A 12760-nucleotide genomic window follows, 5' to 3' on the forward strand; every position below is an offset into this window, starting at 1 on the left:
GCTCCCGCGTGGCTCTTTCCACGCGATCCACCGTCGGCGGACCGGGAACGCCGCCGGTCTCCTACGATCGGGGGTCGTGAGCGTCCTCGTCCCGACTCCCGGTGGCCGCAGCGCAGACGACCTCGTCCACGTCGGCCGCACACCACCGGCGCGGCAACCGGGCGAGAGCGATCCCCTCCCGCTGCTGGACGTGACGATGCCCTCGGACCGGCTCCGCGGCTGGCTGGTCACCCTGGTGATCACGCTGATCGCCGGCGTCGTGCGGCTGTGGGACCTCGGGCGCGCGACCAACGAGGGCACGCCGGTCTTCGACGAGAAGCACTACGTGCCGCAGGCGTGGCAGATGCTGCGCAACGGCGGCTACGAGGACAACCCCGGCTACGAGCTGGTCGCGCACCCGCCAGTGGGCAAGCAGCTGATCGCGATCGGCGAGTGGCTGCTGGGCTACAACCCGTGGGGCTGGCGGATCACGGCCGCGCTGAGCGGCGCGCTGATGGTGCTGCTGATCGTGCGCATCGCCCGCCGGATGACCCGCTCCACGATGCTCGGCGCGCTCGCCGGGATCCTGCTGATCTGCGACGGCGTCAGCCACGTGCAGTCGCGGGTCGGCATGCTCGACATCTTCCAGGCGATGTTCCTGCTGGCCGCGTTCGCCTGCCTGCTGGCCGACCGCGACCAGGTGCGCAGCCGGATGTGGCAGGTCTGCGTCGAGGGCAGGCTGGGCGACAGCCGGTGGGGGCCGCGGCTTGGGTTCCGCTGGTGGCGGTTCGGGGCCGGGCTGATGCTCGGGCTGGCCTGCGGCGTCAAGTGGAACGGCATCTACTACATCATGGCGTTCGGCCTGCTCAGCGTGATCTGGGATGCGCTGGCCAGGCGGGCGGCCGGGGTGCCGCGCCCGTGGCGGGCCGCGCTGCTGCGCGACACCGCGCCCGCGCTGTGGTCGCTGGTGGCAATCCCGCTGCTGGTGTACTTCGGGACCTGGGCGCTGTGGTTCGCCAGCGAGACCGCCACCGACCGGCACGCCGTGCTGGTCTCCGACGACGTGGGCTTGGGCTTCCTGCCGGATCCGCTGCGGTCGCTGCTCTTCTACCAGTTCAACGTGCTGGACTTCCACACCCACCTGGTGACGCCGAAGGAGCCGCACCCGTGGGAGTCGAAGCCGTGGGCGTGGCCGATGGGCATGCGCCCGATGCTCTACTACTACGAGTCCGGGATGCCGGGTTGCGGGCGCTCCAGCTGCGTCGAGGCGACGATGCTGATCGGCACGCCCGCGATGTGGTGGCTGGCGCTGCCGGTCGCGGGCTGGGCGGTCTGGCGGGCGACGAGCCGGATGGACTGGCGCTACGCCGCGGTGCTGGTCGGGTACGGGGCGGGCTACCTGCCGTGGTTCCTCAACCTGGACCGGCAGATGTACTACTTCTACGCGACGCCGCTGGCACCGTTCCTGGTGCTGGGGATCGTGCTGGTGCTGGGCGAGGTGCTGGGCACCGGCCGGGACCACTTCGAGCGGCGCCGCACCGGGCTGCTGGCGGTGGCGTTGTACGTGGGCCTGGTGGTGGCCAACTTCATCTGGCTGTGGCCGATCCTCAACGGCGAGCCGATCACGCCCGAGCGCTGGCAGGCCGAGCTCTGGCTCCCCTCCTGGCGCTGAGGCCGGAGGATCCCCGGCTGACGTCTCCATTTCCGCAGGTGGAGACCCGTGAGTGTTTTGTGAGGTTATAGCAACACAAAACACTCACGGGCTCTGAACAGCGGAAACAGCTCTCAAGCCAGGACCATGACAGCCGGTCAGGCGCGCGGTTCCCAGCGGAACCAGATGCGGGAGAGCACCGCGAGCACCGCGGTCCAGGCCAGCAGGGCACCGATGGCCGGGAGGGCACCGAGGAGGTTCTCGCCGGTCATGGCCAGCCTGGTCAGGTCCATCACGCCGCCGCTGGGCACCAGGTAGGTCAGCGGCGTGATCTCGCCGCTCATCGACACCCACACCGAGCCGCCGATCAGGACCAGGAACCACGGCATCGTGGTGATCTGCGCCTGCTCCGAGCTCGCGGTCCACCCGCTGGTCGCAGCCCCCGCCACCAGCGACATCGCGCTGCCGAGCAGCGCAGCGAGCACCAGCGGGAGCGGGTTGGCGGGCACCGGAGCGCCGATGGCGGTCGCGATGGCCACCACCACGGCCGTCTGGACGAGGCCGAGCAGGACCACCGGCAGCAGCAGGCCGCCCAGGATCACCGCGTCCGACACCTCGCCGCTGCGCAGCCGCTTGAGGTAGCGGTCCTCGCGGCGGCTGGCCAGCGTCGCGGTCGTGGTGAAGTAGACGGTGAAGCCCTGCACGGCCAGCACCTGCATGCCCAGGATCATCGACCAGGCGGCCGGTCCGGCATCGGCGGGGACGTTGGCGGCCAGCATGTACCCGAGCAGCAGCGGCAGCAGCGTCGCGCTGAGCAGCACGGCCTTGTTGCGCGAGAGCAGCTTCCACTCGGTGCGCCCGAGGGCGAGAACGGCCGAGGTCATGCGACCAGTACCTCCTCCCGGACGCCTTGGAAGACGTCCTCCAGCGTTGCGTGGTGCGCGCGCAGGCCGCTGAGCTCCAGCCGGCCGTCCGCCCACGAGAGCAGTGCGTGCAGGTCCCGCTGCAGGTCGGGCGTGCGGATCTCGACGTGCGTGCCGGTCACCTCGGCCGTCCCGGCCAGCGGCGGGAGCACCGCGTCGCGCTGGGTGTCGAAGCTGATCCGCGCCCGGTGCGCGGCCAGCACGTCGACCAGCCGCCCGGACACCGCGATCCGGCCCTCGTGCATGATCGCCAGCCGGTGCGCGAGCCGTTCGGCCTCTTCCAGGTAGTGCGTGGTGAGCAGGACGGTGGTGCCGCGCGCGAGCAGTCCGCGCACCAGGTCCCAGGTGGCGCGGCGGGATTCCGGGTCCATCCCGGTGGTCGGCTCGTCGAGGAACAGCAGGTCCGGTTCGCCGAGCAGCGCCAGCGCCAGGTCGAGGCGGCGGCGCTCGCCGCCGGAGAGCTGCCGGACGCGCACCTCGCGCCGCCCGGCCAGCCCGACCGCGGCCAGCGATTCGTCCACATCGGACGGGCGTGCGGTCAGCGCGCCGCCCAGCTCCGCGGTCTCGCGCACCGTCAGGTCACCGGCGAAGCCGCCCTCCTGCAGCATGATGCCGATGCGGCGGCGGATCGAGCGGTCCTGCCGCGGGTCCTTGCCGAAGACCCGCACGACGCCACCGCTGGGCTCCCGGTGGCCCTCGATGGTCTCCAGCGTGGTCGTCTTGCCCGCGCCGTTCGTGCCGAGCAGGGCGAACAGCTCGCCGGGCTGCACGTCGAAGTCGATCCCGCGGACCGCTTCGAACTCGCCGTAGCGGCAGCGCAGGCCCTGCACGCTGATCACTGGTGTTGTCATGGCTCAAGCCTCGCCGGGTGGGCCGGGCGCCGGTAGTGCGCTGGCGTCAGCACTCCGCCGCCGATCTGTCAGCACAATCGATGACTCATGTCATATCCGGCCGCCGATCGCCGGAGATGTCCGATGCTGTACCGGTGAGCACTCCCGAGTTCGATCCCCGGCGCATCCGGCGCCTGCGCCGGTACACGTGGTGGTCGATCGTCCCGATGCAGCCGGTCTACGTGATGGCGCCGCTGCTGATCCTCGTGGCCGGGGCGACGCAGGGCCACTACAGCACCACCGAGGTCGTGCTGCTGGCGCTGGTCGCGGTGGCGTCCGCGATCGACGGCACGTGGATGGCCACGAGCCTCATGCAAGGTCTCGGGCACGGCAAGCACCGGCCGGTGGTGCACGCCGTGGTGTTCGCGTCCGCGCTGGGCGCGATGGCCTACACGATGCACAAGGACGGCACGGGCGCGCTGTGGTCGATGGTGGTCAGCGGCCTGGCCGGGGTGCACGTCTCGGCCGCGCCGTACCGGTGGCGCTGGCCGCTGGCGATCGGCACCGCGCTGGCGGTGGCGGTGATCGGCACGTTCGCGAGCTCGCCGGACAACCCGCTGCGCGGGCTGTTCCCCGGTGTCTTCACCGCGGTCCTGGTGTCGGTGGTGATGTCGCTGGTGCTGGCGGCGGTGTGGTTCTGGGACATCGTGCTCGAACTCGACCGGGCCCGGACGGTCAGCGCCGAGCTGGCGGTGGCCAACGAGCGGCTGCGCTTCGCCGCCGACCTGCACGACATCCAGGGCCACCACCTGCAGGTGATCGCGCTGAAGGGCGAGCTGACCGAGCGGCTGATCGGCGTCGACGACGCGACGGCCCGCGCATCCGCCGCCGAGATCGCCGAGATCGCGCGGACGGCGCTGAAGGACACCCGCGAGGTGGTGCACGGCTACCGCCACACCAAGCTCACCTCGGAGCTCGAAAACGCCCGCGAAATCCTGGAAGCCGCCGGAGTGCGCACCACAGTGGACGGTGATGCGACGCTCGTCCCGCCGCCGCTGCAACCGCTCTTCGGTGCGCTGGTGCGCGAGGGCACGACGAACGTCCTGCGCCATTCCCGCGCGGAGAACTGCGAGCTGCGCATCGTCACCGACGGGCCGCGCACCAGCATCGTGCTGCGCAACGACCGGGTGAAACCGCCGAACGGGGCGGCGGGCTCGGGCATCGAGGGGCTGCGCCAGCGCTTCAGCGCCATGGGCGGTCACGTCGAAGGGCGCCGGGTGGACGATTGGTTCGAGCTGAGCGGAGCCGCCGAGCTGGGGAGGACATCGTGATCCGTGTGGTGCTGGCCGACGACGAGGACCTGATCCGCGGGGCCCTCGCGGCGCTGCTGGACCTGGAGCCCGACCTCTCGGTGGTCGCCCAGTGCAGCAACGGCGCGGAGGCGGTGCGCGCGGTGCGCGAGCACGCGCCGGACATCGCGGTGTTCGACCTGGAGATGCCCGAGGTCGACGGCGTGCAGGCCGCCCGGCAGGTGGCCGCGGAGGTGCCGATCGTGCTGGTCACCCGCCATGCGCGACCAGGCGTCCTCAAGCGCGCCCTGACCGCGGGCATCCGCGGCTTCGTCCCCAAGACCACACCCGCGTCCCGGCTGGCGGCGATCCTGCGCGACGTGCACGACGGCGGCCGCTACATCGACCCGGAGATCGCGGCGAGCGCGCTGACCAGCGGCGCCTGCCCGCTCACCGAGCGCGAGCTGGAGCTGCTCGCGCACACCCTGCAAGGCGGGACGATCGCCACCATCGCGGCGGAGGTCCACCTGGCCCAGGGCACGGTCCGCAACTACCTCTCCTCGGCGATGACCAAGCTGGGCGTGGCGACCCGTCACGAGGCGGCCCGCCACGCCTGGCAGGAGGGCTGGATCTGACGCCCGGTCCCCCGCCCGCGCCACCGGGCTCCAACACCCACCTGGGTGACAGATCCGCAATTTCAATTGAAATTGGGGACCCAATTTCAATTGAAGTTGGAGGTCCAACTTCAATTGAAATTGCGGCAGGGGTGTCAGGTGATCTGATCAGGTGAGGTCGGCGAGGGTCTTGCGGAGGGCCGCGACCGCGTCGACCAGCTCCTCCGGGCGGGCCGAGAGCGGCGGGCGGGCTCGCAGGGAGTCCGGACCCGACGGGAGGAACAGGGTTCGGTGGTTGTCCCGGGCCAGCGCCAGGGCGCGGTCCCGGTTGGCCGGGTCGTGGAAGGTGATCGCGCACATCAGGCCGCGGCCGCGAGGCGCCTTGATCAGCGTCGGGAACTCCACCGCCAGGTCGCGCAGCTCGCCGAGCAGCAGCTCGCCCATCAGGCGGCTGTGCTCAAAGAGGCCCTCGGCCTCGACGACCTCCAGGATCCGGGTCGCGCGCACCATGTCGGTCAGCGAACCGCCCCAGGTGGAGCTGATCCGGCTGGGCTCGCGGAAGGCGTTGTCGGCGATCTCCAGCACCCGCCTGCCGCCCATCACGCCGCACACCTGCAGGCGCTTGCCGAAGGCCACCAGGTCCGGCTCCAGCCCGAGCGCCTGGTGCGCCCACGCCTGACCGGTCAGCATGCCGGTCTGCACCTCGTCGGCGACGGTGAGCACGTCGTGCTCGCGGCACAGCGCCTGCACGGCCTGCAGGAACTGCGGGCGCAGGTGCCGGTCGCCGCCCTCGCCCTGGATCGGCTCGTACACGAAGCAGGCGATCTCCCGGCCGTAGCGGTGCAGCGCGGCGCGCACGGCGTCGAGCGAGGCCTCCTCCTCCGGCAGGAGCCCGGAGCTGTCCCACCGCTCACCCGGGTTGACCGCCGGGCTGGGGATGCGCGGCCAGTCGAACATCGGGTAGTCGCGGATCTTCGCCGGATCGGTGTTGGTCAGCGACAGCGTGTAACCGCTGCGTCCGTGGAAGGCCTTCTCCAGGTGCATCACGCGGGAGCCGCGCACGGCGACCCCCTCGCGGGCGTTGAGCTTGGTCTTCCAGTCGAAGGCCACCTTCAGCGCGTTCTCGACCGCGAGCGTGCCGCCGTCGATGAAGAACAGCAGCGGCAGCTCGTCGATGCCGACCACGCGGCGGAAGGTCTCGGCGAAGCGCGCCTGCTCGTCGGTGGCGAAGTCCGGGTTCGACGGCTTCACCCGTCCGACGCGCACCAGCGCGGCCTCGAACTCGGCGGTGCGCAGGCCGGGGTGGCCGTGCCCGAGCGGCGCCGAGCTGAAGAACATCGTGAGGTCCAGGTACTCGGTGCCGTCGCGCGCATCGCGCAGCCGGCAGCCGTCCCCCGCGTCGAGATCCACGACGATGTTCATCAGGTCGCCGGTGACCTGCGCCTTCAAGGACTCGACCGCGTCGGTCGCGGCCTCCCGGGGAGCGGGTACGTCGGTCGGTGCCACATCGCGAACGGTCTCGTGCTGAGCGGTCATCATCGGCCTCCCGGACCAGTGTCACGCATCACTCGTCAACAAGAATTACATCAGAGTCCCGTCAACAAGCAACATCCTTCAGCAAAGACTGCGCAAAGGCGAAAGATTTTCTTTCGCTGGTGATCGCGAGGGCCGCCCGCCGAAGGCGGTCAACGGGAACTGCCCGGAAGGCTCAGCGAGCGGCCGGAGCCGACCACCGCTCCGGCAGGAGATCGGCGAGGGTCAGGACCCTTTCCGGCCCCAGGACGACTCGGGCGGCCAGGTTCCGGTCGTCGAGCTGGTACATGAACTCGCGGCACCGCCCGCACGGCGGCAGCACCTGGAGCGCGCCGGAGTCGTCGCGCGTGACGGCCACGACCATCGCGATCTCGGACTGCCTCGCGGTGATCATCGCGGCCGCGGCGGCGTGCTCGGCGCAGAAACCCATGCTGCAGGGCGTGTCGATGCAGACGCCGAAGAAGAGATCGCCCTGCTCGGACAGGATCGCCGCCGCCACGCTCCCGGACGACCGGTCACCCCGCTCAGCGGGATTCAGGTACTCGGCGGCACGGGCGATGATCGGCGCAGCATCCACTCGACCAGAGTAGCCAGCGGAGCAACGCGAAAAGGCAATCGAAAGAGAGCCGGGCAGGGTTGCTCGCCTGCGGTGACGTCGTGGGCCCGTGAGTACTTCGTGGGGCTACAACACCAGAAAGTGCTCACGGGTTCCGGAGCCGCGGGTCAGTCCGACAGCAGGTTCTCCCGGCCGAACATCGCCGCTGCCGCTCGGGCCGAGGGGGTTCCCGCGTCGAGGTCCGCTCCCGCTTCGCGGAGGAGCTTCACCACCGCTTCTTCGCCCTTGAAGAGGGCTCCGGCGATGGGCGACTGGTCCCGGTCGTTGCGCAGGTCCGGGTCGGCATTCCGGTCGAGGAGAGCTCGGACCGTTTCGGCGTGGCCGTGGTAGGCCGCGAGCATCAGCGGAGTGTTGCCGGCTTCGTCCGTCGTGTTGACCGGGAGGCCGTGGTCGACGAACTCCGCCAGCTCCTCCGTCCTGCCTTCGCGGGCCAGGTCCATGGCGATCGCCACGACGCGCTCGGCCTGCTCCGGGGTCAGTCCCTCGCTCATGGTGGTTCTTCCTGATCTCGCTCGGAAAGGAGTCGGGGCGGCGGCCGCACGCGACCGCCGCCCCACTACGAGGTCTTCAGACCCCGGGTCGAGCTCAGAGCTCGCCCGCGGCCAGGGCCTCGATCGCCTTGCGGACGCCCTCGCCGTAGGCCGGGTCGGCCTTGGTGCAGTTGGCGATGTGGCGCTCGACGGTGGCCTGGGAGGCACCGTTGATGGCCCGCGCGGTGTTCTCGAACAGCGCCTGCTGCTGCTCCGCCGACATGCTGCGGAACAGGTTGCCCGGCTGCTCGTAGTAGTTGTCGTCGTCCTCGCGGTAGTTGAACCGGTCGGCGACGGCACCCACGGCCAGGGCCGGGTCGCGGTACGCCGGCTGCTCCTGCCAGCGGCCGTAGGAGTTCGGCTCGATGCCCGGGGTCGAACCCTGGTTGCCGTCGATGCGCATGGCGCCATCGCGGTGGAAGGAGTTCACCGGGCACTTCGGCGCGTTGACCGGGATCTGGTGGTGGTTCACGCCGAGGCGGTAGCGCTGCGCGTCACCGTAGGAGAACAGCCGGCCCTGCAGCATGCGGTCGGGCGAGAAGCTGATGCCCGGGACCACGTTCGCCGGGCTGAAGGCGGCCTGCTCGACGTCGGCGTGGTAGTTGTTCGGGTTGCGGTTGAGCTCCCACTCGCCGACCTCGATCAGCGGGTAGTCCTTCTTCGACCAGACCTTGGTCAGGTCGAAGGGGTGGAAGCGGTAGTTCTCCGCGTCCGCCTCCGGCATGATCTGCACGTACAGCTTCCACTTCGGGAAGTCGCCGTTCTCGATCGACTCGTACAGGTCGCGCTGGTGCGACTCGCGGTCCTTGCCGACCAGGGCCTCGGCCTCGGCGTCGGTCAGGTTCTTGATGCCCTGCTGGGTGCGGTGGTGGAACTTGACCCAGTACCGCTCGCCGTCGGCGTTGATGAAGCTGTAGGTGTGCGAGCCGAAGCCGTGCATGTGGCGGTAGGACGCCGGGATGCCGCGGTCGGACATCACGATGGTGACCTGGTGCAGCGCCTCGGGCAGGTTGGTCCAGAAGTCCCAGTTGTTCTCGGCGTTGCGCATGTTGGTGCGCGGGTCGCGCTTCACCGCGTGGTTGAGGTCCGGGAACTTCAGCGGGTCGCGGAAGAAGAACACCGGCGTGTTGTTGCCGACGATGTCCCAGTTGCCTTCTTCGGTGTAGAACTTGATCGCGAAGCCGCGGATGTCGCGCTCGGCGTCGGCCGCGCCGCGCTCACCGGCGACGGTCGAGAAGCGGACGAACAGGTCGGTCTTCTTGCCGACCTCGGAGAAGATCTTCGCGCTGGTGTACTGGGTGATGTCGTTGGTCACCGTGAAGGTGCCGAACGCACCGGAACCCTTGGCGTGCATCCGGCGCTCGGGGATGACCTCGCGGTCGAAGTGCGCCAGCTTCTCCAGGAACCAGACGTCCTGCAGCAGCATCGGGCCGCGCGGGCCGGCGGTCAGGGAGTTCTGGTTGTCCGGGACCGGGGCACCGGCCACCGTGGTCAACGGTTTCTGGTTGTTCTCGGGCAAAACTCGCTCCTCGGTGGGTTCTTCAGTCAATCGCTCGTCCGCTGCCGCGGCAGTCGGGGCACACGCCCCAGAAGGTCACCTCGGCCTCGTCGAGCAGGTATCCGTGCGGATCATCGGCGTGGAGGCACGGGGCCTCCCCCACCGCACAACTGACGTCGGCGATGGCACCGCAGTCCCGGCACACCAGGTGGTGGTGGTTGTCGCCGACGCGCGTCTCGAACCGGGCCGGCGAACCGGCCGGTTCGATGCGGCGGACCAGGCCCGCCTCGGTGAGCGCGCGCAGGACGTCGTACACCGCCTGGGTGGACACCGACCCCAGGTCGCGACGGACCGCTGTCGCGATGGTGTCGGCATCGGAATGGGGGTTCTCCGAAACCATCGCGAGCACGGCGACCCGAGGGCGGGTCACCCGCAACGACGCCCCTTTCAGCAGGGCGGCGGCATCGATGGACGGCATGGCACATAGCTATCAGCTTTTCTGGAATGAGTCAAATAAAGCCTGGGGCCCCGGCTGCCCACCCCGACCTGGGCGCGAAACCGGAAACCCGCAGGTCAAGGTCCCGCGCACGCGTGAGCGCGGCCCATCCCGCGAGCCACACCAACCACTCCAGTCACCCCAAGAACCACGTTCGGGTGATGCCGGGCACGACGCCGGGACGAGCGCTCCGGACCTCGTGGACGACCACCGCGCGGCCACCCAGCTGGTGCCCACCAAGGGCCGGACGAGGTCTACAAGATCGTCAGGAGCACTGAGCCGCACCGACTGGAGATCACCGAGAAGCGCTGGAACCCTGCGGTGCCGCCTCGGCGGGCGTGCGGTTCACCGCGTCTCCCATGCGGCGTCGATCGCCCGGTGCAGGGTGTGGAACAGCGGCGCGGCGGCCAGCTCGGCGACCGGGCCCGGGTCTGGCGGTTGCGCGCCGACGGCGGTGACTACGTCGCGAAGCTGACGTTCGGCGCCCGCCGGTACGTGGTGCCGGGGCTGCTTTTCATCACCTCGTGGCACCGCACCGCATCGGGACGCCATCCGCTGCGATCACGCCGGCCCGGCGACTTGTCCACCGTGGACAGAACTACGGAACCAGGTCGAGGAATTCCCAGCGGGCTTGGGATTGTGCGCCGCTGAGCCATTTTCCGCAGTTCTGCAGGACCACCGGGTTCGAGGTGATGTGCTGGGCCCCGGTGGCGATGTCGCGCAGGAACCTGTCGATCGGGCCGCGGCGGATCGCCGTCGTGCCCGCCCAGCGGTGCACCACCTGACCGACCTCCTGCGCGGTCCGGGTCGCGTGGTTGAGCGACAGCTTGATCAGCGTGTCCTGATCGGTGCTCAGCGATCCGCCCGCGTCCAGGGTTTCCTCGACGTCCCGCCACACGTCCATCGCCCAGGCACGGGCCGAGCGGAGCTTGGCCTCGGCCACCGCGAACTCCGCGTGGAAGTGCGCCGTGTCGACCGCCGCGTTGTGCGTGCCGGACTTGATCGCGACGAGCGCCTTCATCTCGTCGAGCAGGCGGCGTCCGGCGCCGAGAGCCCAGCCGGTGTGCCCGATCGCCGCCATGTTGACCAGGCCGACCCGGTACATCGCGCCGCCGTTGGCCGGTGTCGTGGTCGTCGCGAGGTAGGTGTGCGTGGCCGGGACGTGCACGTCGGTGCAGCGGTAGTCGATGCTGTGCGTCGCGCGCAGGCCGAGCACGTCCCAGTTGTCGACCAGCTCCACCTGCGACTTCGGCATCGCCAGCACCCGAAGTTCGCCGGTGCCCTCGACCTGGATCGCGCTGTGGACGTGCGTGGCGTGCGCCATCCCGGAGGCGAACTGCCAGCTCCCGCTCACCAGGAAGCCGCCGTCCACCGGGACCGCGCGGCCGGGCCGGGTGCCGTGCCCGGCCAGCAGCGCCTGGTCACCGCTGGCGAACAGGTCCGCCGCCGCGACGTCGCCGAGGTAGGCCGCGGTAGTGCCGGTGACGTGCTGCATCGCCATCATCGTCCAGCCGGCGGCTGCGTCGTGGCGGCTGAGCCGCTCGATCGTCGCGATCAGCTGGCGCGGGGAGAACTCGTGGCCGCCGAGGTTCGCCGGCATCCCGGCCCGGACGATCCCCGCGCCCAGCAGGGCTCGCGCGGTGTCCTCGGCCAGGAAGCCCCGCTCTTCGGCGGCGTCCGCGTCCGACTCCAGCTGGTCGGCGAGCGCGTCGATCCGGTCGAGCATCGCGGGGAATTCCGGGCTGACGTGCAATCGAGCCGGATCAGTCATGGCGAAGGCCGCTCCTCGACATCGGTGCAGATCGAGGCCACTGTACGGAAGACCGCACCACCGCCGAGCCGTTTCACGAGAAGAGATCCGCGACCAGCGGAGTCCACTTAGGACACCACTCGACGCGCGGCCGTGAAGAAGTCGGTGAGCGCGCCTGCTACCCGGGCGGGGTCGTTCTCGGTCGGGATGTGGTCCGCATCCGGGATGCGCACGAGCGCGGTGTTCGGGACCTCCGCGGCGAACCTCTCGGCGTACTCCACCTTCTCGTCCACGTCGTCCTCGCCCCAGATCAGCAACTTCGGCGTCGTGGACCGGCGCAGCGCGGGGACGAGGTCGAGGGTGTAGCGGTTGTCGGCCGCACCCGCCATCGCCAGCCAGGAACGGCAGACCCGCGGATCGGTCCACGGCTCCACGTACTCGGCGACCAGCTGCTCGGTGGCCGCACCGGCCAGCGCGCCCGTCGCGGCCCGCCGCCGGGCGGCGAGCACCTCGTCGACCCCGGCCGCCGCAGCGACCTCCGGATCCCGGTACCGACCCACGTGGGGCGCCGGCCACGAGTCGTAGGCGACCGAGTTGACCAGCGCCAACCGGGAGATCTCCAGCCGGTCGTGGACGAGCAGGTGCTGGGCGACCGCGCCACCGATGTCGTGCCCCGCCAGCGCGACCGGCCCAGCGATCCCCAGCGCGGAGGCGAACCGCACCACCCAATCCGCGAGCGCCGGAACCCCGGCCGATTCCAGCGCGAGCTCGCCTCCCGAGCGTCCCAGCCCGGGGAAGTCGACCGCGAAGGGCCGCAACCCCGCCGCGGCGAGGCGGCTCAGCACCGGAAGCCACACCCGGCTCCAGTACGTCCCGTGCAGCATCAGCACCGCCGGACCGCCCTGCCCGGCGGTCAGGTAGCTGGCCGCCTGCCCGTCGACCTGAACCGAGGCCCGCCACACGCCCGTTTCCGTCGTTTCAGCCATGGAACCACGGTGACCGGCGCCCAGCGCCCGAACGAGTGTCCAGAAAGACATCATTGGGTACTTTC

13 protein-coding genes are annotated in these 12760 nt (G+C 70.4%); 3 read left to right on the plus strand and 10 right to left on the minus strand.

The features are described from left to right. The first annotated feature begins 76 nt into the window (after positions 1 to 76). Positions 77 to 1651: a dolichyl-phosphate-mannose--protein mannosyltransferase gene (locus ATL45_RS09040; protein ID WP_093155782.1), complete on the plus strand. Its 1575-nt coding sequence runs from the start codon at positions 77 to 79 to the stop codon at positions 1649 to 1651. 137 nt (positions 1652 to 1788) lie between these two features. On the opposite strand, the gene ATL45_RS09045 is transcribed toward ATL45_RS09040, so the two are convergent. Together ATL45_RS09045 and ATL45_RS09050 are read right to left on the minus strand one after the other, a co-directional pair. Next, entirely contained in the window at positions 1789 to 2514 is a 726-nt protein-coding gene (locus tag ATL45_RS09045) for an ABC transporter permease (RefSeq protein WP_093155784.1), read from the minus strand. Next, the gene (locus ATL45_RS09050; RefSeq protein WP_093155785.1) at positions 2511 to 3404 is read right to left on the minus strand and encodes an ABC transporter ATP-binding protein; all 894 of its coding nucleotides are present in this window, start codon (positions 3402 to 3404) and stop codon (positions 2511 to 2513) included. The genes ATL45_RS09045 and ATL45_RS09050 overlap by 4 nt, the downstream gene beginning before the upstream one ends. Positions 3405 to 3538: 134 nt before the next feature. Here ATL45_RS09050 and ATL45_RS09055 point away from each other — a divergent pair, with 134 nt between their 5' ends. Together ATL45_RS09055 and ATL45_RS09060 are read left to right on the plus strand one after the other, a co-directional pair. Further along, on the plus strand, positions 3539 to 4714 hold the full coding sequence (locus ATL45_RS09055) for a sensor histidine kinase (RefSeq protein WP_246025238.1): 1176 nt from the start codon (positions 3539 to 3541) through the stop codon (positions 4712 to 4714). Further along, positions 4711 to 5307: a response regulator transcription factor gene (locus tag ATL45_RS09060; protein WP_093155787.1), complete on the plus strand. Its 597-nt coding sequence runs from the start codon at positions 4711 to 4713 to the stop codon at positions 5305 to 5307. The genes ATL45_RS09055 and ATL45_RS09060 overlap by 4 nt, the downstream gene beginning before the upstream one ends. A 147-nt stretch (positions 5308 to 5454) precedes the next feature. Here ATL45_RS09060 and lat read toward each other — a convergent pair whose 3' ends face one another. The 8 genes from lat to ATL45_RS09095 all read right to left on the minus strand — a co-directional run bounded on the left by lat (position 5455) and on the right by ATL45_RS09095 (position 12695). Next, positions 5455 to 6822 carry an L-lysine 6-transaminase gene (lat, locus tag ATL45_RS09065; protein WP_093155788.1) on the minus strand — a complete coding sequence of 456 codons (1368 nt, stop codon included), beginning with the start codon at positions 6820 to 6822 and terminating at the stop codon, positions 5455 to 5457. Between the two features lie 172 nt (positions 6823 to 6994). After that, a complete protein-coding gene (locus ATL45_RS09070; RefSeq protein ID WP_093155790.1) occupies positions 6995 to 7396 on the minus strand; it encodes a cytidine deaminase family protein in 402 nt (133 codons plus the stop codon). 146 nt (positions 7397 to 7542) lie between these two features. Then, positions 7543 to 7926, minus strand: coding sequence for an ankyrin repeat domain-containing protein (locus ATL45_RS09075; RefSeq protein WP_093155791.1), 384 nt, complete (start codon positions 7924 to 7926; stop codon positions 7543 to 7545). Positions 7927 to 8020: 94 nt separating this feature from the next. Continuing rightward, a complete protein-coding gene (locus ATL45_RS09080) occupies positions 8021 to 9484 on the minus strand; it encodes a catalase (protein WP_093155793.1) in 1464 nt (487 codons plus the stop codon). A 22-nt stretch (positions 9485 to 9506) separates the two neighbouring features. After that, the gene (locus ATL45_RS09085; protein WP_093155794.1) at positions 9507 to 9941 is read right to left on the minus strand and encodes a Fur family transcriptional regulator; all 435 of its coding nucleotides are present in this window, start codon (positions 9939 to 9941) and stop codon (positions 9507 to 9509) included. Positions 9942 to 10304: 363 nt separating this feature from the next. Further along, positions 10305 to 10490, minus strand: coding sequence for a hypothetical protein (locus ATL45_RS38350; RefSeq protein ID WP_143121699.1), 186 nt, complete (start codon positions 10488 to 10490; stop codon positions 10305 to 10307). Between the two features lie 67 nt (positions 10491 to 10557). Beyond that, a complete protein-coding gene (locus ATL45_RS09090) occupies positions 10558 to 11730 on the minus strand; it encodes an acyl-CoA dehydrogenase family protein (RefSeq protein WP_093155796.1) in 1173 nt (390 codons plus the stop codon). A gap of 107 nt (positions 11731 to 11837) precedes the next feature. Then, a complete protein-coding gene (locus ATL45_RS09095) occupies positions 11838 to 12695 on the minus strand; it encodes an alpha/beta fold hydrolase (protein WP_093155797.1) in 858 nt (285 codons plus the stop codon). Positions 12696 to 12760: the final 65 nt, after the last annotated feature.

The sequence above is a fragment of the Saccharopolyspora antimicrobica genome (genome assembly GCF_003635025.1).
Taxonomy (GTDB): domain Bacteria; phylum Actinomycetota; class Actinomycetes; order Mycobacteriales; family Pseudonocardiaceae; genus Saccharopolyspora; species Saccharopolyspora antimicrobica.

What these genes read in the sequence shown, in the direction of transcription:
- ATL45_RS09075 (WP_093155791.1), bottom strand. Translation starts at nt 7,926, where the DNA reads ATGAGCGAGGGACTGACCCCGGAGCAGGCCGAGCGCGTCGTGGCGATC.
- ATL45_RS09095 (WP_093155797.1), bottom strand. Translation starts at nt 12,695, where the DNA reads ATGGCTGAAACGACGGAAACGGGCGTGTGGCGGGCCTCGGTTCAGGTC.
- ATL45_RS09085 (WP_093155794.1), bottom strand. Translation starts at nt 9,941, where the DNA reads ATGCCGTCCATCGATGCCGCCGCCCTGCTGAAAGGGGCGTCGTTGCGG.
- ATL45_RS09050 (WP_093155785.1), bottom strand. Translation starts at nt 3,404, where the DNA reads ATGACAACACCAGTGATCAGCGTGCAGGGCCTGCGCTGCCGCTACGGC.
- ATL45_RS09090 (WP_093155796.1), bottom strand. Translation starts at nt 11,730, where the DNA reads ATGACTGATCCGGCTCGATTGCACGTCAGCCCGGAATTCCCCGCGATG.
- ATL45_RS09045 (WP_093155784.1), bottom strand. Translation starts at nt 2,514, where the DNA reads ATGACCTCGGCCGTTCTCGCCCTCGGGCGCACCGAGTGGAAGCTGCTC.
- lat (WP_093155788.1), bottom strand. Translation starts at nt 6,822, where the DNA reads ATGACCGCTCAGCACGAGACCGTTCGCGATGTGGCACCGACCGACGTA.